The organism is Nocardioides luteus, from assembly GCF_015752315.1.
Taxonomy (GTDB): domain Bacteria; phylum Actinomycetota; class Actinomycetes; order Propionibacteriales; family Nocardioidaceae; genus Nocardioides.
In genome coordinates this window covers 958,121-981,687 of the sequence record NZ_JADOVJ010000001.1, presented here as the reverse complement: position 1 = coordinate 981,687, position 23,567 = coordinate 958,121, and the positions used below count along the sequence as shown (strand labels likewise).

Below are 23,567 nucleotides of genomic sequence, written 5' to 3'. Positions count from 1 at the left end.
CTTCCGATCTCAGGCGGCGGTGAACTGCTTGCTCAACGTCTTGGCGATGCGCTTGGCGTCGATGGCGATCTCGCGGAACATCCCGCTGATCGGGTTGGAGTAGCCGATGAAGTGGAGGTTCGGCGCGCCGTCCGGGGTCGCGGTGCCGGACACGACCGGGTTGCCGGCCCCGTCGAGCACACCCAGGTGGCCGACGAGCGGCTCGAGGCCACGGCGGTAGCCCGCGGCGACGATGACCGCGTCCGGCACGATCGCGGTGCCGTCGGCGAGCAGCACCTTGTCGCCCTCGAAGCCGGCGAGGGCGGCGACGGGTTCGACCTTCCCCGCCAGGACCGCATCGACCAGGCCGACGTCGAGGATCGGGATCTCGCCCCGCCGCGCCCGGGTGATCACGCCCCTGCCCGGGTCGGCCAGGCCGTACGCGGACAGGTCCGGCACCTGCAGCTTGCGGGTCACCTCCGCCAGCGCGTCACCGACGACCGTCGGCACCCGGCGCAACAGCACGCTGGTCGCCTGGGTGGGGATCGGGCCGACGGCACGACGCAGGATGTGCGGCGGCGTACGGACGGCCAGCCGCACCCGGCCCGCGCCGTGCTCGGTCAGGTCGACCGAGATCTCGGCTCCGGTGTTGCCCGGGCCCACCACCAGCACGTCCTTGCCCGCGTACGGCTTGCCGTTGCGGTAGCGACTCGCGTGGAGCAGCTCGCCGGTGAAGTCGTCGATGCCGGGCACGTCGGGCATGACCGGGGTGTGGTTGTAGCCGGTGGCCACCACCACCGCGCGGGCGTGCACGTCGCCCTGCGGCGAGCGCAGCACCCAGCCCCGCTCGTTGCGCTCGACCCGCTCGACAGTGACCCCGGTGCGGATGTCGAGGCGGTGGTGCGCGGCGTACGCCTCGAGGTAGCGGACGACGCCGTCGCGCGACACCCAGCTGCCCTCCGAGCGCGGCATCGCCATCCCCGGCAGGCCGGACAACCATCGGACCGTGTGCAGGTGGAGCCGGTCGTAGTGATTCCGCCAGCTCGAGGCGACGTCGTCGGCGCGCTCGAGCACGACGGCGTCCACACCTCTCGTGCGCAGCGCCGCAGCGGCGGCCAGTCCGGCGGGTCCGGCGCCGATGACGGCGACCGCGGAGGTGGTGGGGACCTGGTGCGACATGCCACGCCTCTCTCAAACCTGAACATGAGTCATATTTTCGTTACACTATGTGGCATGTCCGCAGCGAGCACAAGCCCCAGCACCGGGAGCCGGACGGATCGGAGGGCGCCGGCACAGCGGCGCAGCAGGGAACGGGTCGCGAAGATTTTGGACGCGGCGGCCGAGCTGGTCGTGTCGGAGGGCGTCGACGCCCTCAGCACCCGCCGGATCTCTGAGGCTGCCGGTGTCCCCGTGGCCTCGATCTATCAGTACTTCGCCGACAAGGAGGAGATCATCCTCGAGCTGGTGAAGCGCGACACCGAGGAGATGGACGCACATGTCGCGGAGACCGTCGCCGCGCTGGAGACGCTGAGCATCCGCTCCGTCGTCACGACGACCATGCATGCCTTCCTCGACGTCTACGCGCGGCGCAAGGAGTTCGTCGCCATCTACTTCCGCGGACGCACCAGTCCCGCCGTCATCGAGTTCTGCCGCGAGCACAACGTGCGGATCGCCGAGGCACTGTTCGCTGTGATGACGGCGGCGGATCTGCTGTCCGAGGACGCCGACCTGGCACGAGGGCTGCTCGCGGTCGAGATCGGCGACCGGGTGCTGGAGTGGGCCTTCCGCGAGGGCTACACCGGCGACCAGCGGGTCATCGACGACGGCATCGAGATGCTCGTCGGCTACCTCGAGCGGTTCGCCAACCCGACCGGTCGCACATCGTCCGACTGAGCGGTCAGCGTCCGTCGAGCCGCTGACCAGCCCGCCAGGTCTCGGCGACCAGGGGCACCCCGGGCCGGTAGGCCAGGTGCACGTGGGACGGTGCGTCGAGGACGGCGAAGTCGGCGGCCGCTCCGACGCCCAGGTGTCCGACGTCTGTCCGGCCGAGCGCCGCTGCACCACCCGCGGTGGCCGCCCACACGGCCTCGCTCGGCGTCATGCCCATGTCGCGTACGGCGAGGGCGATGCAGAACGGCAGCGAGCTGGTGAAGCAGGAGCCCGGGTTGCAGTCCGAGGCCAGCGCGACCCGGACACCGGCGTCGATAAGGCGCCGGGCATCGACGTACGGATGGCGGGTCGAGAACTCCACGCCGGGCAGCAGGGTCGCGACGGTGCCCGACTGCGCGAGCGCGTCGACGTCGGCGTCGCTGAGATAGGTGCAGTGGTCGACCGCCACCAGGCCGAGCTCGCAGGCCAGCTGGACGCCGCCGCCGTAGGTGAGCTGGTTGGCGTGCAGCCGGCCCTTCAGGCCGACGGCCGCCCCCGCGGCCAGCACCGCCCGGGCCTGGTCGACGTCGAAGGCACCGCGCTCGCAGAAGGCGTCGATCCAGCTGGCGTGCGGCCGCGCGGCCTCGAGCATCGGGCCGGTGACCAGCGCGACGTAGTCCTCCGCGCCGATCCCCTCCGGCACGACGTGGGCGCCGAGGAACGTCGTCTCCTCGGTGAACTGCCGCGCCACCGCCAGGGAGCGCGCCTCGTCGGCGACGCTCAGCCCGTAGCCGCTCTTGATCTCGAGGGTGGTGGTGCCCTGCCGCTGCATCTCGGTCACGAGCCGGCCGACGTGGGCGGTGAGCTGCGCATCGCTGGCCTCCCGGGTCGCGCGGACGGTGGTACGGATGCCGCCGGCGGCGTAGCTCTCCCCCGCCATGCGCGCGGCGAACTCGGCCGAGCGGTCGCCGGCGAAGACGAGATGGCTGTGGGAGTCGACGAACCCGGGGATGACGGCGCGCCCTCCGAGGTCGTACGCCGCGTCGGCGGCGGGTGCCTCGGCGGCGGACCCCACCCACGCCACCCGGCCGTCCTCGACGACGAACGCGGCCTGCTCCATCACCGTTCCGGCGGCGTCACCGACGAAGAGCTCGCCGATGCCGGTGACCAGCGTGCTCATCGGGCCAGCTCCGTGAGGGTGTCGGCGAGCGCCTCGACGCCGGCGAGGCAGTCGGCCATCTCGGCCCGTTCCTCGGGCGAGTGCGAGATGCCGGTGGGATTGCGGACGAAGAGCATCGCGGTCGGGATGCCCGCGGTCGACAGGATGCCGGCGTCGTGCCCTGCCTGGGTCGGGATGATCGGCCAGCCGCCGGGAGCGGCGATCCGGGTCGCCAGGTCGGGGTCGAACTCGACGGCGGCCGAGAGCGACTCGGCGGTCACGGTGACGTGGGTCCGGTCGAGACCGGCCCGCTCGCCGGCCCGCTTCTCGAGGGTGGCCACGAGGTCGCCGAGCATCGCCTCGTCCTCGCAGCGCGCGTCGAGCCATGCGGCGACGCGCGAGGGCACCGCGTTGGTGCCGTTGGGGGTGGCCTCGATCCGGCCGAAGGTGGCGCGCTGCCCGGTGCGGCGGGCCTCCTCGTCGGCCGCGAGCGCGGTCATCGCGAACGTCAGCATCGGGTCCCGCCGGTCCTCCATGCGGGTGGCACCGGCATGGTTGGCCTCGCCGTCGAAGTCGAAGCGCCAGCGACCGTGCGGCCAGATCCCGCTGGCGACGCCGACCGCGGCGTCGCGGTCGACGAGGTTGCGGCCCTGCTCGACGTGGAGCTCGACGTAGCAGCCGATCCGGTCCAGCCAGGCCGATCGGCCCAGCGCCGGCTCGAGGCCGGCATCGGCCATGACCTCCTCGAGCGGTCGTCCGCCGCGGTCGCGCAGGGCCCGCGCCTGGTCAGGCGTCGTCAGACCGGTCGCGAGCTGGGAGCCGAGGCAGCCGAGCCCGTAGCGGGACCCCTCCTCGTCGGCGAAGACGCCGATCGCGATCGGTCGGCGTGGGTGGAAGCCTCGCTCCGTCAGGACGTCGACGGCGGCGAGGGAGGAGACCACCCCGAGCGGTCCGTCGTACGCCCCGCCGTCGAGAACGCTGTCCAGGTGCGATCCGGTGAGCACAGCGTCGTCGCCGCTCCCCCACCAGGCGACCAGGTTGCCGTTGCCGTCACGCTCGAGATCGAGCCCGCGGCGTACGCACTCCTCGGCGAACCAGGAGCGCAGCTCCATCTCGGCCGAGGTGTACGGCTGACGGAAGTAGCCCTGGGAGGAGGCGGATCTGCCCACCGGGGCGATGTCGGCCCACATGCGCTCGAACGTCATGACCCGAGTCCATCGGGATCCGGGGTTCGAGGCAAGGGTTCCGACGGGGTGAACTGTCCGGTATCCCAGACATCCCGCGAGAGCGACCGACGCAGACAGCGGCATCGCAGGCCCCGATGACCCGCGATGCCGCTTCTGTGATGCGTGCCGGAGACCTAGGCCAGACCCTGCTCGGACAGGAACTCGCTCGCCACGTCCTCGGCGTCCTTCTTGTCGACGATGACCTGCTTGACCAGGGCCGCCAGCGTCTGCGTGTCGAGCTCGGCCGAGACCGCGTCGAGCGCCTGGGTGACCGTGTCGTCGACCTTCGAGGTGGCGATCAGGGGAACGACGTTCTCCGCCGGGAAGAGGCTCTCCGGGTCATCGAGCATGATGAACCCGTTCTCCTGGATCGAGGGGTCGGTGGTGAAGAGGTCCGCCGCGTCGACCTGTCCGTTCTTCAGGGCCTGGACGGTCAGCGGACCGCCCGCGTCGAGCGCGCGGAAGGTGCCGAACTCGACCCCGTAGACGTCGGCCAGGCCCTTGACGCCCTGACGGCGTGTCTTCCACTCGGGCGGACCGCCGAGGACCAGCTCGTCGGAGACCGCGGCGAGGTCGCCGATGGACGTGAGGGAGTACTTGTCCGCCGTCGCCTTCGTGACCGCGATGGCGTCCTTGTCCTCCGCCGACGACATCGTCAGGACCGTCAGGTCCTTCGGTACGGCGGCCGTCAGAGCCTGGTAGACCGACTCGGAGTCGGTGGCGGTGGCGTCCTCGTCGAAGTAGTGCAGGAGCGCACCGGTGTATTCGGGGATCAGGTCGATCGAGCCGTCCTGCAGGGCCGGGACGTACGCCTCGCGGCTGCCGATGTTCAGGGTCTTGTCGACCTCGACGCCCTTGGCCTCCAGCGCGCCCGCGTAGATCTCGGCGATCAGGGCGCTCTCCGGGAAGTCGGCGGAGCCGACGGTGACGGTGTCCGCGTCGCCGCCTCCGGCGGGCTCGGTCGCCAGCGGGTCACCGCTGCCGCATCCGGCGAGCAGTGCGGCCGAGGCCGCTACGGCGAGGTAGATCTTCGTTCTGTGCATGGGTTCGGTTCCTCTCGGGTCAGCTGATGGTGATGGGGGTGGAATCAGCGGACGCCCTCGGCCGCGATCGTCGGGAAGCGGTGCGACGGCCCGTCAGGCCCGAGGACACCGCGTAGCGCTGGATCAGCGCGAAGATGAGATCGACGACGAGGGCGAGTGCTGCCACCAGCACGGCTCCCGCGGCCATCTGGCCGAAGTCGCGTACGGCGAGGCCGTCGATCAGAAGCCGCCCGAGCCCGCCGAGGCCGGCCGTCGCGGCGATCGTCGCGGTCGCGACGACCTGGAGCGTGGCCGAGCGCAGGCCCGAGAAGATGAGGGGTAGCGCGCACGGCAGCTCGACCTTGAGGAGCACCTGGAGGTCTCGCATCCCCATGCCCTTCGCGGCATCCCGGGCGCCGGCGTCGACCTCTTCGACACCTGCGTACGCACCGGCCAGGATCGGCGGGACGGCCAGCACGGCCAGCACGACCAGGCACGGGACCACGAAGGCCGCGTCGCCGGAGAGCCGGGGGCCGAGGAGAAGGACCATGATGAACAGCAGACCCAGGCTCGGGATGGCGCGGGCGGCGCCGGCGACGTTCACGACCAGGAACTTCCCGCGTCCGGTGTGACCGACGTACAGACCGAGCGGGATCGCGATGAGCGCGGCGATCACCAGGGCGACGGCCGAGTAGCTCAGGTGCTCGAGGATGCGGTTCGGGACACCGTCGTCGCCCGACCAGCGGGCGGGGTCTGTCAACCAGGTGAGGACGAGGTTCATCAAGCGGCCCTCCTCGTGCGCTGCCACGGGGTGATGAGCCGGGTTCCGGCGATGATCAGGAGGTCGAACACGAGCGCCAGCAGGACGCACGCGACGACGCCCACGAGGATCGGCTCCATGAAGTTGCGGCGGAAGCCGTCGGTGAAGAGCGACCCCAGCTGGGGTACGCCGATGATCGCCGCGACGCTGACGATGCTGACGTTGCTCACCGCGGCGACCCGGAGGCCTGCGGAGATGACCGGGACGGCCAGCGGGAGCTCGACCATGAACAGCCGGCGTACCCGCCCGAAGCCCATCGCCGTCGCCGCCTGGTTGACCGAGTCCGGCACTGCACCCAGACCGTCCGCCACCGTACGCACCAGCAGCGCCACGGTGTAGATCGTCATCGCGAGGACCACGTTGACCGGGTCGAGGATCTTGGTGCCGATGAACAGCGGCATCAGGATGAACAGGGCGAGCGACGGGATCGTGTAGAGGAGACCGGTCCCGGCGATCAGCAGCGGGTACAGGACCCGGTAGCGCCGCGCCAGCCACCCCAGGGGAACCGCGACGAGCAGCCCGAGCAGGAGCGGGACGCCGGCCAGGTAGACGTGCCTCCAGGTGAGGGCGAGGACCGCAGGGAGGTGTTCGACGAACCAGCTCATCGTGCCGCGCTCCCGGCCGGCCGGGCGTCGAGCGCCGCGGCCCGCTCGCCCTCGATGGCGTCGAGCACCTGGTGGGCCAGGACGGTGCCGGCGAACGTACCGTCCTCGTCCACGACCACGCCGCGTCCCGCCGGCGAGGACAGCGCGGCGTCGAGCAGGTTGCGCAGGGTCCCGTTCGTGGAGGCAACGGTGCCTCCGCGGTGCAGCGCCTCGGTGGAGACCGTGCCGGCGATCTGCTCGGCGTCGACCCAGCCCAGCGGACGCCGGGCGTCGTCGACGACCAGGGTCCACGGCTCGGTCCCGGCGGCGGCCCGCACCTGCTCCGCGCTGTCACCGAGGCTCGCCGTCGTCTCCGCCGAGAGCGGCAGCGTCGGGGCCTTCTGGAAGCCGAGCCCGCGGTATCCCCGGTCGCGGCCCACGAAGTCGGCGACGAAGTCGTCGACGGGGTGCGCCAGGAGCGTCGCGGGCTCGGCGATCTGGGCGAGCTTGCCGCCGACCCGGAGCACGGCGACCTGGTCACCCAGCTTGATCGCCTCGTCGATGTCGTGGGTGACGAACACGATGGTCTTGCCCAGGTCGCCCTGGAGCCGGAGGAACTCGTCCTGCAACTGGTCGCGTACGACGGGGTCGACCGCGCTGAACGGCTCGTCCATCAACATGACGGGCGGGTCGGCGGCCAGCGCCCGGGCCACGCCGACGCGCTGCTGCTGACCGCCGGAGAGCTGATTGGGGTAGCGATCGGCGAAAGAGGTGGGCAGACCGACGCGTTCCAGCAGCTCCAGCGCGCGGGCACGCGCCTTCTTCCTGTCCCAGCCGAGCAGCATCGGGACGGTCGCGATGTTCGCGGCGACCGTGCGGTGCGGGAACAGACCCGCCTGCTGGATCACGTAGCCGATCCCTCGCCGCAGCTCGGCCGCATCCATCGTGGTGGTGTCGCGGTCGTCGATCCAGATCCGTCCGCTCGTCGGCTCGATCATCCGGTTGATCATCCGCAGCGACGTCGTCTTGCCACAGCCCGAGGGGCCGACGAGCACCGTGATCTTGCCGGTCGGGGCGGTCATCTCCAGGCCACCCACGGCGACGGTGCCGTCGGGGTATTCCTTGCTCACTGAGTCGAACCGGATCATCCGGCACTCACCTCCACTGCTGGGTCATCGAAATGTGGTGCGGGTCCCAGTGCACCCCTCGGGGGTCCGCCAGGGATATGGGCCGCAGCGCGGTACTGTCTGGGATCCGAGACTTGACCGACCGGCTCAGAGCGCGGCCAGCTCGTCGAGCAGATCGGCGGCGCGATCGAGGTCGGTGCCGAGCGACCGGTCCTCCAGACTCGGGTCCAGGACGTGGGCGGCTCGCTCCAACGCGGCTCGGGCGGGGATGTCGCCCAGCTCCGGCTGTTGGACGCGAAGCGCCCGCACGGCGGCCACGAGCTCGCAGGCGAGCACATGGCGGTACGCCTCGACCACCACGATGGCCTGCCGGGCGGCCTGCGTCGAGAAGCTCGCGTGATCCTCCAGCCCGCGGGAGACGACCGCGGTGCCCATCGTCACCGGCAGGGCGGCGTGCCGCATCTGGGCGAGGGCGTCGTGGGCTACGTACTCCAGGATCATCACGCCGGAGCTCCCCGCCGGCCCCGAGGCGAGGAACGGTGTCAGACCCGTCATGGTCGGCTCGACCAGGTCACCGAGGCGGGCGGCGGACAGCTCGGCCACCTGGTGGACGGAGGCGCGGGCCTGGTCCAGCGCCACCGCGACGTACGCGGTGTGGAAGTGCGCGTGGTGGAAGACGTCGTCGGACTCCACCGAGATGAGAGGGTTCTCGGCTCGCGCGTTGACCTCGACGGAGAGGACCTGCTCGAGCTGAGCCAGGCTGTCCAGCGCCGGTCCCTGCACCTGCGGGAACGCCCGCAGGCCGAACGGATCCTGGATCCGGCGGCCGGCCACAGGAGGTCCGGTCAGCCCGAGCAACCGGCGCATCTCGGCGGCGCACTGCTGCTGGCCCGGGTGCGGTCGTGCCTCGTGCACGACCGCGGCATAGGCCTCGGCCGAGCCACCCATCGCCAGGAACGAGAGCGCGGCGACGGTGTGGCTGGCACGCAGGAGGGTCTGCAGGTCGGCGCAGGCGATGACCGATTCGGCCAGCGTCGCGGCGTTGCTGCTCATGAACGCGAGCGCGTCCCCGGTGTCGAGCGCGACCGGTGGCGCCTCGCCGACCGCCCACGGACGCTCACCGGCGAGGGTGAGCGCGATCTCGGCGAGGACGGTCAGGTCGCCGGTGCCGATCGCACCGAGCCTGTGCACCCTCGGCAGAGCGCCCAGGTCGAGAGCCTGCTCGAGAGCGTCCAGGACGCGTACGTGGACCCCGGACCCACCTGCGGCCAGCTGGTTGAGCCGGATGACCATGGTGGCGCGGACCACGTCGGCGGCCAGCTCGAAGCCGACCCCGCCCGCATGGCTGCGGAGCAACCGGAGCCCGTGTCCCAGCGCTGCGTCGCCGCCGACCTCCTCCTGCCGGTTGGCACCCACACCGGTGGTGCGCCCGTAGACGTGACGCCTGTGGGCGACGGCCTCCGCCGTCTCCCACGACTTCTGCGCCCGTTCGCGAGCGGCTGGGTCGAGTTGGACCGATGCGCCACCGCGAGCGACCAGAAGGATCTCGTCACGGCCGAGTGAGGTGCCGTCGATGAGTACGTGAGGTTTACCGCGCGACATGGTGAGCTCCTTGGGTTTCGTGGGCTCAATTCAACGCGTCGGGCCACCCGTGGCGCACGCGTCGTCAAGCGGATTCAGTCTCGGATCTCAGACGGTGGCGCCGCGATGCGGACGATCGCGACCGCTCCGGCACCCTCGACGGTCACGGGCCGGTCGGTGATGAGCACATCGCCCGGGCCGAGGGTGGCCGAGTCGTCGCCTTCACGGGCGCACACCGCACCCGTGAGGCCCACCACGAGCAACGGAGAACCCTGGGGCAGAGGCTCGTCACCCCTGCCCACGTCCAGCATCTCGACCGTGGCGCTCGCCTGTCCGCGCCGGGTCATCACGTTGAGGTCGCGGGTGGGCGCCGTCACCGAGCACCGCACCAGGACCTCGCCGTCGAAGGCGTACGGCACGAACGGCCGCAGCACCGTCGTCTCCCCCGGCAGCTCGAGCGTCATCGGCGGTCCGTCGATCAGCGTGATCACCCGCTCCACGCCGGGGAACGTCGAGAAGTCACCCGATCCGGCGACGTCGGCGAAGCTGACCCGCCAGGCGAAGTCGGACCCGGCATCCGTGCCCGGGGGCCACGCGGCGACCTCGGCCGTCATGCCGCCGCCGTTGCGCCACGGGCGCCGGACGTGCTCCTCCGCGCGGCGAAGATCGAACACCATCCTCAGATCCCGGTGATCGCGCGGTGGAGCGCACCGGCCACGTCGCCGACCGCCAGATGCCGGCGATCGCGGACGATCTCGTCGCCACCCACGATGACGTCGGTGACGTCCTGCGCGGCGGCGGCGAAGACGGCCGACTCGAGGAGCGTCTCGGCCTCCCACCCGGCGAGGCGCACGGAGTCGAGCGAGATCGTCGTCAGGTCGGCCAGTCCCCCCGGCGCGATCCGGCCGGCCTCCGACCAGCCCAGTGAGGCATGCCCGTCGACGGTCGCCGCGCGCAGGAGGTCGCTCGCGGACCAGTGGCCACGCCGTTCGGTACGCAGCCGCTCGTCGAGCTCGAGTGCCCGGGCCTCCTCCAGCAGGTCGATGACCGCGTTGCTGTCGCTGCCGAGCGAGACCGGCGAGCCGGCGTCGGCCAGGTTGCGGGCGGGTCCGATGCCGTCCGCGAGGTCGCGCTCGGTGGTCGGGGTCATGCAGACCGTCGTGCGGGAGTCGCCGAGCGCGGCGATGTCCGCAAACGTCAGGTGCGTCGCATGCACCGCCGACGAGAGCTCGCCGAGCGCCCCGTGGCGGGCGAGCAGCTCGGTGGGCGTGCACCCGTAGCGCTCCTGGCAGGCCTGGTTCTCGGCGCGCTGCTCGGAGAGGTGGAAGTGGAGCGGCGCACCCTGCTCGGTGGCCCAGCCGGCCACCGTGGCGAGCTGGTCGGCGGGCACGGCGCGGACGGAGTGGATCGCGGCACCGATCCGGGCGTGGCCCGAGCCGGACAGCGCGGAGACGCGGTCCGCCCAGGCATCCGCATCGCCGTCCCCGAAGCGCAGCTGGGTGCCCTCGAGGGGCTGACCCGGAGCACCGGTCAGGTAGCAGGCGTCGAGCAGCGTGATCCGGATGCCGGCCTCGGCGGCCGCCGCGATCAGTGCCTCGCCCATGGCGTTCGCCTCGGCGTACGGACGTCCGTCGGGAGCGTGGTGGAGGTAGTGGAACTCCCCCACCGTGGTGATCCCGGCCAGCGCCATCTCCGCGTACGTCGCCCGGGCCAGCGCGAAGTAGGAGTCCGGGGTGAGCCGCCCGGCGACGGCGTACATGTCCTCGCGCCAGGTCCAGAAGGTGCCGCCGCCCCGGTGGGTGCGGCCGCGCAGCGCTCGGTGGAAGGCGTGCGAGTGCGCGTTCGCCAGACCGGGGAGGGTGAGCCCCCGCAGACGCGTCGCGCCTGCGGGGGCTGCCGAGCCGGTGACGCCCGGGGTGACGGCGCGGATCCGGTCGCCGTCCACCTCGATGAGGACGTCGACGTCGACCTTCTCGGCGCCGAGCCAGGCGTGCTCGGCGAGGTACGCCGTCACGCCTGCTCCCGCATGGGGATGCGCACCCCGCGCTCGTCGGCGACGGTGACGGCCTCGTCGTAGCCCGCGTCGACGTGGCGGATCACGCCCATCCCGGGGTCGTTGGTCAGGACCCGCTCGAGCTTCTGCGCCGCCAGGTCCGTGCCGTCGGCGACGCAGACCTGACCGGCGTGGATCGACCGGCCCATGCCGACGCCGCCGCCGTGGTGGATCGAGACCCAGGAGGCACCCGAGGCGGTGTTGACCAGGGCGTTGAGCAGTGCCCAGTCGGCGATCGCGTCGGAGCCGTCCTTCATCGCCTCGGTCTCGCGGTACGGCGAGGCGACCGAGCCGCAGTCGAGGTGGTCGCGGCCGATCACGATCGGCGCGGAGAGCTCGCCGCTGGCGACCATCTCGTTGAACTTCAGGCCGGCCAGGTGGCGCTCGCCGTAGCCCAGCCAGCAGATGCGCGCCGGGAGACCCTGGAAGTGCACCCGCTCCTGCGCCATGGTGATCCACTTGTGCAGCCGCTCGTTCTCGGGGAAGAGCTTCAGGATCGCCTCGTCGGTCTTGCGGATGTCCTCGGGGTCGCCGGACAGCGCTGCCCACCGGAAGGGGCCCTTGCCCTCGCAGAAGAGCGGACGGATGTAGGCCGGCACGAAGCCCGGGAACTCGAAGGCCCGCTCGTAGCCCCCCTTGCGCGCCTCGTCGCGGATCGAGTTGCCGTAGTCGAAGACCTCGGCGCCGGCATCCTGGAACTCCACCATCGCGCGTACGTGCGCGGCCATCGAGGCCTGGGCGTCCTTGGTGAAGTCCTCCGGTTCACGCTCGGCGGCGGCGTGCCAGTCCTCGAAGGCGACGCCCACCGGCAGGTAGGACAGCGGGTCGTGGGCGGAGGTCTGGTCGGTGACGATGTCGATCGGCGCCTTCATCTCGAGCAGCCGCGGGAAGACCTCGGCGGCGTTGCCGAGCAGGCCGATGGAGAGAGCTCGTCGCTCGTCACGTGCCGCGACCGCGAGCTCGAGGGCGTGCTCCAGGTTGTCGGCCTGCACGTCGAGGTAGCGGTGCTCGATGCGGCGGGTGATGCGGCTCTGGTCCACGTCGACACAGATCGCGACACCGTCGTTCATGGTGACGGCGAGCGGCTGGGCGCCGCCCATGCCGCCGAGACCGGCGGTGAGCGTGATGGTGCCGGCGAGCGTGCCTCCGAAGCGCTTGTCAGCAACGGCTGCGAAGGTCTCGAACGTGCCCTGCAGGATGCCCTGGGTGCCGATGTAGATCCACGAGCCCGCGGTCATCTGGCCGTACATCGTGAGCCCGAGATCCTCGAGCCGGCGGAACTCCTCCCAGTTGGCCCAGTCTCCGACCAGGTTGGAGTTGGCGATCAGCACGCGCGGTGCCCATTCGTGGGTGCGCATGACGCCGACCGGCTTGCCGGACTGCACCAGCATGGTCTCGTCATCACCCAGGGTCGTCAGGATGCGGACGAGCGCGTCGTACGCCTCCCAGCTGCGGGCTGCCTTGCCGGTTCCGCCATAGACCACCAGATCGTCGGGACGCTCGGCGTTCTCCGGATCCAGGTTGTTCATGAGCATCCGCAGCGGGGCCTCGGTCGACCAGCTGCGCGCGGTCAGCTCGGTGCCGCGGGGTGAGCGGACGGGGCGGGCGCCTTCCATGGACTTCTCCTCGTTCGGTTGTGCACGTCGATCATGAGGGCACGTGGCCCACTGCCATTGCACTCCCGGCCCGGCACAAGAGGAAGTGCGTTCCCCCGATCGTGGTCTGGGATACCAGACCCGTGGCGAGCCGGTCAGCCACCCAGGCGGCGCGACAGCATCCGCGTCGTCGCGCGGACCTCGCCGACCAGCCGCTCGACGAGCTCGGGCGACTGCTCCGCCTGGGGATAGGTCACCGCCACCGAGGCGACCGGATATCCGGTGCCGTCGAGGACAGGCATGGCGACCGAGGCCAGGCCTTCGGTGACCTCCCCGTGCTCGGCGGCGAAGCCATTGGCGCGAACGTCGACGAGCATCCGGCGTAGCTGGGACAGCGATGACGGCGCCCCGGGACCTTCGAGCGAGAACGCCTCGCGGTCGGCGTACAGCGCCCTGACCTGGGGATGCGGAAGGGAGGCGAGCATCGCCCGGCCGGAGGCCGTGGTGGCCGCGGGCAGCCGCACACCGACCTCGGTGATCAGGAGCGGTCTGCCCGCGGCCCGCTCCTCGATCACGTACACGACGTCGCGGCCGAGGAGCACCGAGAGATGGGCGCTGTTGCCGCAGCGGTCGGCGAGCGCGGCGACCGGCCGCCGCGCCAGCCGCTGCAACGGCTCCTGGCGTGCGTAGCCGCTGCCGAGCTCGTAGGCCCCCACGCCCAGCCCGTAGACCCGCTGCTCGGGGTAGTGGACGACGAAGCCGAACTCGATGAGCGTGTTCAGGAGGTGGTACGTCGTGGAGCGCGGCAGCTCCAGCGACCGCGCGATCGCGGACGCCTGGAGCGGGCTCGCCTGGCTCGCGAGGTGACGCAGGATGGCCAGGGTCTGCTCGGCCGCAGGGACTCCCATGACGCCACCTCTCTCGGTGTCAGACCGGTGTTCGGTCACGGACTCGTGACCGTCAGGATCTCACCTCAGGTCTCCAGGATCTCCTTGAGCCTGGCCAGGTCCTTCGTCGTCGCCCGCCGCATCGCCAACTCCATCGCCGCCCCGGCGATACGGGCGAAGCCGGCCGGGTTGCCACGGTTGCGCAGCGTCATCCTGGTGCCGCCGTCGGCCGGCGCCCAGGTGTAGGACGTCTCCATCGGGAACGGTCCGTCCGCCGTACGCATCACCAGCCGCTCCCCCGGCACCCACTCGACCACCTCGTAGGTGTAGGCCAGCCGGCGCCCGAGGAACTGGGCCACGAAGTCCATGCGCGACCCCACCCGCACCGGTGGCTCCGTACGCCACTCGACGGAGCGGATGTTGGCGTACCAGGTCGGCGCGTTGCCGGGGTCGCCGGCGTAGGCGGACACCTCGGCCGGCGAACGCCGGATGGTCGTCTCCACCATCACGTCCACGCTCATGGCCCATCGTCCCCCGAGATCGGGTCGCCGACCAGAGCGACCACGAGGGATCAGGCCAGAGCGGCGACCGCGTCGGCGAGATCGTCGACGGAACGGGCACGCTCGGGGAGGCTGCCGTCGAGGCCCAGGCTGAGCTGGAGACCTTGGAAGGCAGCGTCGATGACATGGGCTGCTCGTTCCGCGACGGCGGAACCCACTCCGGACTTCTCCAGATGCGCGATCAGGCCGGCGATCCACACCGCGTTGGCCTCACGGACCGCCGAGGCGTACGGCTCCCTGCCGAACAGGCCGAGCGCGGCCGCCTCCACGTAGATCCAGCTGCACCGGTCGCCCTCCATCACCGACCAGAGGTCGTGGACGGCGCTACGCAGGTCCTCGGAGGGCTCGAGCGCGGCGACCGCGGCGACGGACCGCTCGTTGGACGTACGGAGCACATCTGCGACGAGCTGGTCCTTGGTGCCGAAGTGGTAGAGCAGGACCCGGTTGCTCGTGCCCAGCTTGGCCGCCAGCGGGCGCAGACTCAGACCGATCAGGCCGTGCTCGTGGACGTAGTCGGTCGCCAGCTCGGCCCAGGCAGCACGGCGCTGCGGGTCCTTCGCCGGGGCGGTGCTCACGCTCGTCATGCGGCGACTGTAACAACTGGTGGAGCCATTTGTATCAGCTGCAACAATTTTGTACCGCCTGCAACAATTTTGTCCGTGTAGCCCTTGACCTGGCCCTTCGGGGCCGCGCAGGATCTTCTGCAATTCACCCGCGGTTGCCTGCTGCGCAACCTGACGCCGGAGGTTGCATGAGCGAGATCTACATCGACGGGCGCTGGTCGCCCGCGCAGTCGGGCGATCAGCGGGAGATCCGCTGTCCCGCGGACGGCGCGGTCGTCGGCACCGTTGCGGAGGCCGGAGCGGAGGACACCCGCTCCGCGATCGCAGCGGCGCGACGCGCCTTCGACGAGGGGCCCTGGCCCCGGACTCCGGCCGCCGAGCGAGGTGCCCTGCTGGAGCGGGTCGCTCGCCTGCTCGAGCGCGACAAGCAGCTGGTCGCGCGGGCCGAGTCGCTCGACACGGGCAAGCGCCTGGTGGAGAGCGAGATCGACGTCGACGACGTCGTCGCCGTCTTCGACCACTACGCACGTCTCGCCGTCGAGGACCACACCCGCCCGGTCGTCACCGACCGGCCCGAGGTCGAGTCCATGATCGTCCATGAGCCCGTCGGGGTCTGCGCCCTCATCACGCCGTGGAACTACCCGCTCCTCCAGACGGCCTGGAAGGTCGCCCCGGCCCTCGCCGCGGGCAACACCTTCGTCCTCAAGCCGAGCGAGCTGACGCCGCACACGGCCATCCACCTGATGAAGCTGCTCGCCGAGGCCGGGCTCCCGGCGGGCGTGGGCAACCTCGTCCTCGGCGCCGGCCCGGTCGCGGGGGCTCCGCTCGCGGAGGACCCGCGGGTCGACCTGCTCTCCTTCACCGGCGGCCTCGAGACCGGCAAGCACCTGATGGCCACGGCGGCCGCCACGGTCAAGAAGGTGGCGCTGGAGCTCGGCGGCAAGAACCCCAACATCGTCTTCGCCGACGCCGACCGGGAGACGGCCCTCGACAACGCGCTGACCGCGGTCTTCCTCCACTCCGGGCAGGTCTGCTCGGCCGGCGCTCGCCTCCTCGTCGAGGAGTCGATCCACGACGAGTTCGTCGACGCCCTCGTCGAGCGGGCCTCCGCCATCCGGCTCGGAGGCCCGTTCGACGACAAGGCGGAGACCGGTCCGCTCATCTCCCTGCCGCACCTGGAGAAGGTGGCGGCGTACGTCGAGGCCGGCGTCGCCGAAGGAGCCGTGCTCCGCTGCGGCGGTGCCCGCCTCACCGATCCGGAGTACGCCGCCGGCTACTTCTTCCCGCCGACGGTGCTCGACCGCTGCACCGCCGGGATGTCGGTCCTGCGCGACGAGTCCTTCGGGCCGGTGCTGACCGTCGAGACGTTCCGCACCGAGGAAGAGGCGCTGGCCCTGGCCAACGACACGATCTTCGGCCTGGCCGGTGGGGTGTGGACCTCCGACGCCGACCGCGCGCGCCGCATCGCCGCGGGGCTGCGTGCCGGCACTGTCTGGATCAACGACTTCCACCCCTATGTGCCGCAGGCCGAGTGGGGCGGGTTCAAGCAGTCCGGCGTCGGCCGAGAGCTCGGCATGGCCGGCCTGGACGAGTACCGCGAGACGAAGCACGTCTGGCACAACACCACCCCCGAGCCCACCCGTTGGTTCGGCGCGTGAGAGCAGGAGTTCTTCTGATGGACAAGCAGTACGACTTCGTGATCATCGGCGGCGGCTCGGCGGGCAGCGCGCTCGCCGCTCGCCTCAGCGAGGACCCGAGCAACAGTGTGCTGGTTCTCGAGGCCGGCCACAGCGACTACAAGATCGACCCGTTCGTGCACATGCCGGCGGCGCTCCCGTTCCCGATCGGCAGCCGGTTCTACGACTGGCAGTACGAGACCGACCCGGAGCCGCACATGGGCGGCCGCAAGGTCTACCACGCCCGCGGCAAGGTCCTCGGCGGCTCCAGCAGCATCAACGGGATGATCTTCCAGCGCGGCAACCCGCTGGACTACGAGCGCTGGGCCTCCGACCCGGGCATGGAGACGTGGGACTACGCCCACTGCCTGCCCTACTTCAAGCGCATGGAGGCGCGGCACCTGGCCGACGGCAGCTCCGGGGCCGACGACTGGCGTGGCGGCGACGGCCCGCTGCACCTCGAGCGCGGCAAGTGCGACAACCCTCTCTTCGGCGCGTTCTTCGACGCGGTCCAGGAGGCCGGCTACCCACTGACCGACGACGTCAACGGCTACCGCCAGGAGGGCTTCGCGCCGTTCGACCGCAACGTCAAGAGGGGTCGCCGCTGGTCGGCCGCCCGGGCCTACCTGCACCCGGCGAAGAAGCGTCCGAACCTGACCGTCCAGACCTTCGCCTTCGCCGAGAAGATCCTCTTCGACACCACCGGCGACACCCCTCGCGCGACCGGTGTCGAATACACCCGGGGCGTCGGCCGCGCCGCCCGCCGGCACACGGTCCACGCCGGTGAGGTGATCCTCTGCGGCGGCGCGATCAACACCCCGCAACTACTCCAGCTCAGCGGCATCGGCGACCGGGAGCTCCTCGCCCAGCACGACATCCCGCTCGTCCACCACCTCCCCGGCGTCGGCGAGAACCTGCAGGACCACCTGGAGGTCTACATCCAGTACGCCTCGAAGGAGCCGGTCTCGATCGCTCCCGGTCTGGCCTGGCACCAGCGTCCGAAGATCGCCTGGCAGTGGCTGTTCCAGCGCAAGGGCCTCGGCGCGACCAACCACTTCGAGGGCGGCGGCTTCTGTCGCTCCAACGAGGACGTCGACTACCCCAACCTGATGTTCCACTTCCTGCCGATCGCGATCCGCTACGACGGCAGCAGCCCGACCGAGGGTCACGGCTACCAGGTCCACATCGGCCCGATGTACGCCGACACCCGTGGCTGGGTGCGCGTCAAGTCCAAGGACCCGCGCGTGCACCCGTCGATGCAATTCAACTACCTCTCGACGCCGACCGACCGCAAGGAGTGGGTGGAGGCGATCCGGGTGGCACGCAACATCCTCAACCAGCCGGCGTTCGCGGCGTACAACGACGGGGAGATCTCGCCCGGGCCGTCCGTGGAGACCGACGAGGAGATCCTCGAGTGGGTCCGCAAGGACGCCGAGACCGCGCTGCACCCCTCCTGCACCGCGGCCATGGGCACCGGCGAGATGGCCGTCACCGACCCGCTGACGATGAAGGTGCACGGCACCGACGGCCTGCGGGTCTGCGATGCCAGCGTCTTCCCCTACGTCACCAACGGCAACATCTACGCCCCGGTGATGATGGTCGCCGAGAAGACGGCCGACCTGATCCTCGGCAAGACGCCGCTGCCGCCGTCCGAGGTCCCCTTCTACAACTACCGCCAGGGCAGCCCGCTCGACCCCGAGGCTGCGGTCAGGACAGGTGAGCGAGCATGACCACGGACACTCAGGGCACCGACGTACCAGGAGTCACCGACGCGGCTGCGGCTGCCGGCAACCAGCCCGCCCTCAAGGTCGAGGGCCTCTGGAAGATCTTCGGCGCCAAGGCGGACAAGATCATCGGCTCCGCCGACGAGAGCCTGTCCCGGAAGGACCTGCAGGCCAAGACCGGCTGCGTCACCGCGGTGAAGGACATCTCCTTCGAGGTCGACCCCGGCGAGGTCTTCGTGATCATGGGCCTCTCCGGCTCGGGCAAGTCCACCCTGGTCCGCCTCCTCAACCGGCTGATCGAGCCGACCTCGGGCAGTGTCGTCATCAACGGCGAGGAGATCACCTCCCTCCCGGGTGCCAAGCTGCGCGACCTACGCCGCCGGCACGTGGCGATGGTCTTCCAGCACTTCGGCCTGCTGCCGAACCGCAAGGTGATCGACAACATCGCCTACGGCCTGGAGGTACGCGGTGAGGGCAAGGCCGCCCGCCGCAAGCGGGCCCAGGAGATGGTCGACCTGGTCGGCCTGTCGGGCTACGAGAACTCCTTTCCCGACCAGCTCTCCGGTGGCATGCAGCAGCGCGTCGGCCTGGCGCGCGCTCTGGCGGTCGACCCGCAGGTGCTCTTCTTCGACGAGCCCTTCTCCGCGCTCGACCCGCTGATCCGCCGGGACATGCAGGACGAGATCGTGCGCCTGCACCACGAGGTCGGCAAGACGATGATCTTCATCACCCACGACCTCCAGGAGGCCATCAAGCTCGGCGACCGGATCCTGATCATGCGTGACGGCGAGATGGTCCAGCTCGGCACAGCAGCGGAGATCGTGGCCCACCCGGTCGACGACTATGTGGCGGACTTCGTCAGCGAGGTGCCCCGCTCCCACGTCCTGACGCTCAAGTGGGTGATGCGCGACCCGGAGCCCGGAGACTCCCTCGAAGGCCCGGAGATGACCCCCGACACGATCGTCCGGGCGGCCGCTCGAGCGGCACTCGCCTCCGCGCATCCGGTCCGGGTGGTCGAAGACGGCAAGCTCGTCGGAATCGTGGACGACGACGCGATCCTCCGGACCGTGGTCGCCGAAGAGGAGGTCACCCGATGACTGCGGTGGCCGAACGCCCGGTCCCCGTCGGGTCGTCCGGTCCCCCTCCCGAGAAGCAGCGGTTCCGACTGCCCCGTTGGACCCTCGGGCTCGGTGTCCTCGTGGTGTGGATAGCCATCTGGGCGGTCACCAAGGGCCAGGACACCCTGGTGCTTCCCGGTCGCGAGCACACCGACCTGCACGACGCACTGACCGGTTTCCGCGACAGCGTCCTGGGCAGCCGCGACACCAACCCGGTGATCCAGCTCACCTACCAGCTCGGCGAGTCGTTCACCAGCGCGGTCGACTGGCTGCAGCGCCTGGTGTCCGTTCCGGACTTCCCGCGACCGGTGCCGCAGATCGGTTGGCTCGGCGTCACCGCCCTCGCGGCATGGGTGGCTCTGGCGATCGCCGGCTGGCGGACCGCCGTCCTGGTCGGCCTCTCCTTTCTCTCGTTCGGCATGTTCGGCTACTGGTCGGACTCGATGGACCTGCTGATCGTCACGTTCGTCGCGGTCGCCGCCTCCGTGATCATCGGATTGCCGCTCGCCGTGTGGGTAGGCACCAGCAAGGCCGCGAACACGGTGCTGTCCAATCTGCTCGACCTCATGCAGACCATGCCGACCTTCGTCTATCTGCTGCCGATCGTGCTGTTCTTCGGCATCGGCGCCTCGGCCGCCGTCGTCGCCACCCTGGTGTACGCGCTGCCTCCGATCATCAGGATCGCCGGCTACGGCATCCGGTCGGTGCCGGAGACGACCATCGAGGCCACCGACGCCGCCGGACAGACCGCCGTGCAGCGGCTGCTCAAGGTGCAGCTGCCGATGGCCCGCAAGACCATCGTGGTGGGCCTGAACCAGACCATCATGGCGGCGCTCTCGATGGCCACCATCGCGTCGTACGTGGACGGCCCCGGGCTCGGCAAGCCGGTGCTCGACGCGCTGGTCAAGAACAACGTCGGGAACGCGTTCGTGCCCGGCATGCTGATCGTGGTGATGGCCGTGATGCTCGACCGCACCACGACCGCTGCCAGTGAGCGCAGTGAGCTGGTGGCGCGCGGTGGAGGCGGCGGGGCGACCCTGCGCCGCGTCGTACTCGGAGCCAGTGCCCTCGTCGCGCTCGTGCTGGTCTACCTCTCCCGCACCTACGGCTGGGCTGCGGAGTTCCCCGCGACGACGTGGGGCCCGTGGCTGTCGGAGCGGGTCGACAGCTTCGTGGGCTGGGTGACGGCCACCTTCGGCGGCTTCACCGAAGCCGTGAAGAACGTGACGAGCGACCTGCTCCTGAACCCGATGCAGTCGCTGCTCGCCGAATCGCCGTGGTGGCTCACCGGGGTCGCGATCCTCGCCCTGGCCTGGATCGTCGGCGGGCTCCGCGCGTCTCTCTCCGCGGTGGTCTGCCTGGCCGGCATCTGGTACCTCGACCTCTGGCACGACGCCATGATCACGCTCAACATGACGCTGGTGGCCACCCTGATGGTGATGGTGCTGGCGCTGGTGCTCGGCGTCTGGATGGCCCGCCGCCGCGGCGTCGACCTGATCCTCAGGCCGCTCCTCGACGCTGGGCAGACGATCCCGCCGTTCGTGTACCTGATCCCGGTGCTTGCGCTGTTCGGGCCGACCCGCTTCACCGCGATCGTGGCCGGCATCGTGTACGCCGCGCCCGCGGCGATCAAGCTGGTCGCGGACGGCGTGAAGGGCGTCTCGCCGAACACGATCGAAGCGTCCCGCTCGACGGGCGCGACCACGTGGCAGGAGATCACCAAGGTGCAGCTGCCCATGGCTCGCGGCTCCCTCGTACTGGCCGCGAACCAGGGACTGCTCTACGTGCTGGCGATGGCGGTCATCGGCGGCATGGTCGGAGCCGGTGCGCTCGGGTACGACGTCGTCCTCGGCTTCTCCCGCTCGGAGGAGTGGGGCAAGGGCGCCGCAGCCGGCCTGACCATCGTCCTCCTCGGGATCATGATCGACCGCATCACCCGGGCTGCGGCCGAAAGAAGCCAGCCCACGCGCTGAGCTGCGCCACCGCCTCGAGCAACCGCAAGAGCGCCCATCACCAATCCATGGAGGAACGAAGTGAAGTTGTCCAGAAGTAGTAGGGCCGCCGGCCTGGCAGCGATGCTGTCGTGCTCAGTCCTGGCCATCTCGGCGTGCGGCTCGGGATCGATCGCCGACCAGACGAGAGAGAACGAGAAGAAGGCGGCCGACGCCGGGAACTGCGGCGACCTGAACATGGCCGTCAACCCGTGGGTCGGCTACGAGGCGAGCGCTTACGTCGTCGGCCACGTCGCCGAGACCGAGCTCGGCTGCAAGGTGGACTACAAGGAGCTCAAGGAGGACGTCTCCTGGCAGGGCTTCGGCACCGGTGACGTCGACGTCGTGATCGAGGACTGGGGCCACCCGGACCTCGAGAAGAAGTTCGTCGAGGACAAGGGCGGCGACGGCAGCGCCACCGACTTCGGCCCCAACGGCAACCAGGGGATCATCCACTGGTACGTCCCGCCGTGGCTGGCCGAGGCGCACCCCGACATCCTCGACTACAAGAACCTGAACAAGTACGCCAAGCAGTTCGCCACCTCGGAGTCGGACGGCAAGGGCCAGTTCCTGGGAGCGGACCCGTCGTACGTCCAGTTCGACGAGGCGATCGTCAACAACCTGGACCTGAACTTCAAGGTGGTCTTCTCCGGCTCGGAGGCAGCGTCCATCCAGGCGTTCAAGAAGGCCGAGGCGGACAAGGAGTTCCTGATCGGGTACTTCTACGAGCCGCAGGGGCTCTTCGCCGAGGTGCCGCTGAAGGCCGTCAAGCTGCCGCCGTACACCGAGGGTTGCCAGGACGTCCCGGCCGAGGTCGCCTGCGACTATCCCGAGACGGAGCTGAAGAAGGTCGTCTCCACCTCGTGGGCCGAGTCGGACTCCTCCTCGGTCGACCTGGTGAAGAACTTCACCTGGACCAATGACGACCAGAACCTCGTCGCGAAATACATCTCCACGGACCAGATGGACCCCGAAGAGGCTGCCAAGAAGTGGGTCGAGGACAACCCCGACAAGGTGGACGCCTGGCTGAAGGACTGACCGCCCGAACGACGGCCCGGCCACCCGTGTGGTGGCCGGGCCGTCGCGTACCCGAACGCATCACCCGTCACCCACCAGGAGGAACCTTGAGAATCGCATCCCTGACGGCGGCCCTGTTCGCCGGCGCGGCCGTCCTGTCGCTGACCGTGCTCTCCCCGACCGGGTCTTCGGCCGCGACCACGAGCGCGACCACGGCCGAGGACGGCTGTCCCGTGCGTGAGTACGCGATGGGCATCCGCTACCAGCAGTCGGCGCACGCCGCCGCGGCCCAGCTCCAGTCGTGGAGCATCGCGAAGGACCGCCTGCGCAAGGCGATCGCCGATCACCACTCCGACCGCGACCTCGCCGTCGTCACCGACCTCGACGAGACGGTCCTCGACAACAGCCCGCTGCTCGCCCGCGACCTCGAGGCCTGCCACACCTACACGACCTGGGACACCTGGTCGGACTGGGAGGTCAAGGGGCACCCCACCCTGACGCCGGGCGCGGCCGACTTCTTCCGGTACGCCGACCGGCACCACGTGGCGATCTACTACATCTCCGACCGGTTCGAGGAGAACAAGGCCTCGACGATGGCCACGCTGCGCGAGCTCGGCCTGCCCCAGGTCACCTCGGAGCAGGTGCTGCTCTACGGCCCGACGAAGGAGCAGCGGCGCCAGGTCGCGGCGGCCGACCACGATGTCGTGCTGCTCCTGGGCGACAGCCTGCCCGACTTCCACGAGGCCTTCGACGGCGCGACCCCCGACCGGCAGGCCGAGCTCGTCGCCCGGTACGCCGGCCACTTCGGCCGCGACTGGGTCATGTTCCCCAACGCGACCTACGGCAGCTGGCGCAAGTCGCCGCTGAAGGCCTGGGACGAGCCGCTCCAGCTCCCCTGACCGCCTCGCCACGGCAGAGCGCACATCACGTAGCGGCCCGCTCACCCGTCACGGGTGGGCGGGCCGTCTGTTCGTCTGGGGACGCAGACACATCTCGCTCGTACCGGAGGTATGACC

At 70.5% G+C, this 23,567-nt stretch carries 21 protein-coding genes; 7 read left to right on the top strand and 14 right to left on the bottom strand.

Going from position 1 to position 23,567, the window contains the following annotated elements; translation table 11 throughout:
- Positions 1–9: 9 nt before the first annotated feature.
- Positions 10–1,158: a flavin-containing monooxygenase gene (locus HD557_RS04740; RefSeq protein ID WP_196873027.1), complete on the bottom strand. Its 1,149-nt coding sequence runs from the start codon at positions 1,156–1,158 to the stop codon at positions 10–12.
- Between the two features lie 54 nt (positions 1,159–1,212).
- Here HD557_RS04740 and HD557_RS04735 point away from each other — a divergent pair, with 54 nt between their 5' ends.
- Positions 1,213–1,872, top strand: coding sequence for a TetR/AcrR family transcriptional regulator (locus HD557_RS04735; protein WP_196873025.1), 660 nt, complete (start codon positions 1,213–1,215; stop codon positions 1,870–1,872).
- A 4-nt stretch (positions 1,873–1,876) separates the two neighbouring features.
- Here the strand turns inward: HD557_RS04735 and hutI are convergent, their stop codons facing one another.
- The 13 genes from hutI to HD557_RS04670 form a co-directional block, all read right to left on the bottom strand.
- Positions 1,877–3,028, bottom strand: a complete 1,152-nt coding sequence (gene hutI / locus HD557_RS04730) for an imidazolonepropionase (protein WP_196873023.1) — start codon at positions 3,026–3,028, stop codon at positions 1,877–1,879.
- The gene (locus HD557_RS04725; protein WP_196873021.1) at positions 3,025–4,212 is read right to left on the bottom strand and encodes an allantoate amidohydrolase; all 1,188 of its coding nucleotides are present in this window, start codon (positions 4,210–4,212) and stop codon (positions 3,025–3,027) included. The genes hutI and HD557_RS04725 overlap by 4 nt, the downstream gene beginning before the upstream one ends.
- A gap of 155 nt (positions 4,213–4,367) precedes the next feature.
- Positions 4,368–5,276, bottom strand: coding sequence for an ABC transporter substrate-binding protein (locus HD557_RS04720; protein ID WP_196873019.1), 909 nt, complete (start codon positions 5,274–5,276; stop codon positions 4,368–4,370).
- A gap of 19 nt (positions 5,277–5,295) precedes the next feature.
- A complete protein-coding gene (locus HD557_RS04715; protein WP_196873017.1) occupies positions 5,296–6,036 on the bottom strand; it encodes an ABC transporter permease in 741 nt (246 codons plus the stop codon).
- Positions 6,036–6,680, bottom strand: a complete 645-nt coding sequence (locus tag HD557_RS04710; RefSeq protein ID WP_196873015.1) for an ABC transporter permease — start codon at positions 6,678–6,680, stop codon at positions 6,036–6,038. The genes HD557_RS04715 and HD557_RS04710 overlap by 1 nt, the downstream gene beginning before the upstream one ends.
- Positions 6,677–7,807 carry an ABC transporter ATP-binding protein gene (locus HD557_RS04705; protein ID WP_196873013.1) on the bottom strand — a complete coding sequence of 377 codons (1,131 nt, stop codon included), beginning with the start codon at positions 7,805–7,807 and terminating at the stop codon, positions 6,677–6,679. The genes HD557_RS04710 and HD557_RS04705 overlap by 4 nt, the downstream gene beginning before the upstream one ends.
- Before the next feature lie 126 nt (positions 7,808–7,933).
- Positions 7,934–9,388: an aromatic amino acid ammonia-lyase gene (locus tag HD557_RS04700; RefSeq protein WP_196873011.1), complete on the bottom strand. Its 1,455-nt coding sequence runs from the start codon at positions 9,386–9,388 to the stop codon at positions 7,934–7,936.
- A 74-nt stretch (positions 9,389–9,462) separates the two neighbouring features.
- Positions 9,463–10,044, bottom strand: coding sequence for a HutD/Ves family protein (locus tag HD557_RS04695; RefSeq protein ID WP_196873009.1), 582 nt, complete (start codon positions 10,042–10,044; stop codon positions 9,463–9,465).
- A gap of 2 nt (positions 10,045–10,046) precedes the next feature.
- Positions 10,047–11,381, bottom strand: coding sequence for a formimidoylglutamate deiminase (locus HD557_RS04690; protein WP_196873006.1), 1,335 nt, complete (start codon positions 11,379–11,381; stop codon positions 10,047–10,049).
- The gene (hutU, locus tag HD557_RS04685) at positions 11,378–13,036 is read right to left on the bottom strand and encodes a urocanate hydratase (protein WP_196873004.1); all 1,659 of its coding nucleotides are present in this window, start codon (positions 13,034–13,036) and stop codon (positions 11,378–11,380) included. Before hutU ends, HD557_RS04690 begins: the two co-directional genes overlap by 4 nt.
- A 134-nt stretch (positions 13,037–13,170) precedes the next feature.
- A complete protein-coding gene (locus HD557_RS04680) occupies positions 13,171–13,923 on the bottom strand; it encodes an IclR family transcriptional regulator (RefSeq protein WP_008361893.1) in 753 nt (250 codons plus the stop codon).
- A gap of 65 nt (positions 13,924–13,988) precedes the next feature.
- On the bottom strand, positions 13,989–14,423 hold the full coding sequence (locus HD557_RS04675; RefSeq protein WP_040756760.1) for an SRPBCC family protein: 435 nt from the start codon (positions 14,421–14,423) through the stop codon (positions 13,989–13,991).
- A gap of 50 nt (positions 14,424–14,473) precedes the next feature.
- Complete coding sequence (locus HD557_RS04670) at positions 14,474–15,046, bottom strand: TetR/AcrR family transcriptional regulator (RefSeq protein WP_196873002.1); 573 nt, start codon at positions 15,044–15,046, stop codon at positions 14,474–14,476.
- 167 nt (positions 15,047–15,213) lie between these two features.
- On the opposite strand from HD557_RS04670, the gene HD557_RS04665 reads away from it, so the two are divergent.
- From HD557_RS04665 to HD557_RS04640, 6 genes are all read left to right on the top strand, one after another.
- The gene (locus HD557_RS04665) at positions 15,214–16,683 is read left to right on the top strand and encodes an aldehyde dehydrogenase family protein (protein ID WP_008361887.1); all 1,470 of its coding nucleotides are present in this window, start codon (positions 15,214–15,216) and stop codon (positions 16,681–16,683) included.
- A 17-nt stretch (positions 16,684–16,700) separates the two neighbouring features.
- Entirely contained in the window at positions 16,701–18,431 is a 1,731-nt protein-coding gene (gene betA / locus HD557_RS04660) for a choline dehydrogenase (RefSeq protein ID WP_008361886.1), read from the top strand.
- On the top strand, positions 18,428–19,522 hold the full coding sequence (locus HD557_RS04655) for a quaternary amine ABC transporter ATP-binding protein (RefSeq protein WP_196873000.1): 1,095 nt from the start codon (positions 18,428–18,430) through the stop codon (positions 19,520–19,522). The genes betA and HD557_RS04655 overlap by 4 nt, the downstream gene beginning before the upstream one ends.
- The gene (locus HD557_RS04650; protein WP_196872998.1) at positions 19,519–21,516 is read left to right on the top strand and encodes an ABC transporter permease; all 1,998 of its coding nucleotides are present in this window, start codon (positions 19,519–19,521) and stop codon (positions 21,514–21,516) included. The genes HD557_RS04655 and HD557_RS04650 overlap by 4 nt, the downstream gene beginning before the upstream one ends.
- A 102-nt stretch (positions 21,517–21,618) precedes the next feature.
- Positions 21,619–22,572, top strand: a complete 954-nt coding sequence (locus HD557_RS04645) for an ABC transporter substrate-binding protein (RefSeq protein WP_196872996.1) — start codon at positions 21,619–21,621, stop codon at positions 22,570–22,572.
- Positions 22,573–22,658: 86 nt separating this feature from the next.
- On the top strand, positions 22,659–23,450 hold the full coding sequence (locus tag HD557_RS04640) for a 5'-nucleotidase, lipoprotein e(P4) family (RefSeq protein ID WP_196872994.1): 792 nt from the start codon (positions 22,659–22,661) through the stop codon (positions 23,448–23,450).
- Positions 23,451–23,567: the final 117 nt, after the last annotated feature.

Excerpts from the sequence above, each read along its gene's own strand:
- HD557_RS04740 (WP_196873027.1), bottom strand. The coding sequence starts at position 1,158 with ATGTCGCACCAGGTCCCCACCACCTCCGCGGTCGCCGTCATCGGCGCC.
- HD557_RS04735 (WP_196873025.1), top strand. The coding sequence starts at position 1,213 with ATGTCCGCAGCGAGCACAAGCCCCAGCACCGGGAGCCGGACGGATCGG.
- hutI (WP_196873023.1), bottom strand. The coding sequence starts at position 3,028 with ATGAGCACGCTGGTCACCGGCATCGGCGAGCTCTTCGTCGGTGACGCC.
- HD557_RS04725 (WP_196873021.1), bottom strand. The coding sequence starts at position 4,212 with ATGACGTTCGAGCGCATGTGGGCCGACATCGCCCCGGTGGGCAGATCC.
- HD557_RS04720 (WP_196873019.1), bottom strand. The coding sequence starts at position 5,276 with ATGCACAGAACGAAGATCTACCTCGCCGTAGCGGCCTCGGCCGCACTG.
- HD557_RS04715 (WP_196873017.1), bottom strand. The coding sequence starts at position 6,036 with ATGAACCTCGTCCTCACCTGGTTGACAGACCCCGCCCGCTGGTCGGGC.
- HD557_RS04710 (WP_196873015.1), bottom strand. The coding sequence starts at position 6,680 with ATGAGCTGGTTCGTCGAACACCTCCCTGCGGTCCTCGCCCTCACCTGG.
- HD557_RS04705 (WP_196873013.1), bottom strand. The coding sequence starts at position 7,807 with ATGATCCGGTTCGACTCAGTGAGCAAGGAATACCCCGACGGCACCGTC.
- HD557_RS04700 (WP_196873011.1), bottom strand. The coding sequence starts at position 9,388 with ATGTCGCGCGGTAAACCTCACGTACTCATCGACGGCACCTCACTCGGC.
- HD557_RS04695 (WP_196873009.1), bottom strand. The coding sequence starts at position 10,044 with ATGGTGTTCGATCTTCGCCGCGCGGAGGAGCACGTCCGGCGCCCGTGG.
- hutU (WP_196873004.1), bottom strand. The coding sequence starts at position 13,036 with ATGGAAGGCGCCCGCCCCGTCCGCTCACCCCGCGGCACCGAGCTGACC.
- HD557_RS04680 (WP_008361893.1), bottom strand. The coding sequence starts at position 13,923 with ATGGGAGTCCCTGCGGCCGAGCAGACCCTGGCCATCCTGCGTCACCTC.
- HD557_RS04675 (WP_040756760.1), bottom strand. The coding sequence starts at position 14,423 with ATGAGCGTGGACGTGATGGTGGAGACGACCATCCGGCGTTCGCCGGCC.
- HD557_RS04670 (WP_196873002.1), bottom strand. The coding sequence starts at position 15,046 with ATGACGAGCGTGAGCACCGCCCCGGCGAAGGACCCGCAGCGCCGTGCT.
- HD557_RS04665 (WP_008361887.1), top strand. The coding sequence starts at position 15,214 with ATGAGCGAGATCTACATCGACGGGCGCTGGTCGCCCGCGCAGTCGGGC.
- betA (WP_008361886.1), top strand. The coding sequence starts at position 16,701 with ATGGACAAGCAGTACGACTTCGTGATCATCGGCGGCGGCTCGGCGGGC.
- HD557_RS04655 (WP_196873000.1), top strand. The coding sequence starts at position 18,428 with ATGACCACGGACACTCAGGGCACCGACGTACCAGGAGTCACCGACGCG.
- HD557_RS04650 (WP_196872998.1), top strand. The coding sequence starts at position 19,519 with ATGACTGCGGTGGCCGAACGCCCGGTCCCCGTCGGGTCGTCCGGTCCC.
- HD557_RS04645 (WP_196872996.1), top strand. The coding sequence starts at position 21,619 with ATGCTGTCGTGCTCAGTCCTGGCCATCTCGGCGTGCGGCTCGGGATCG.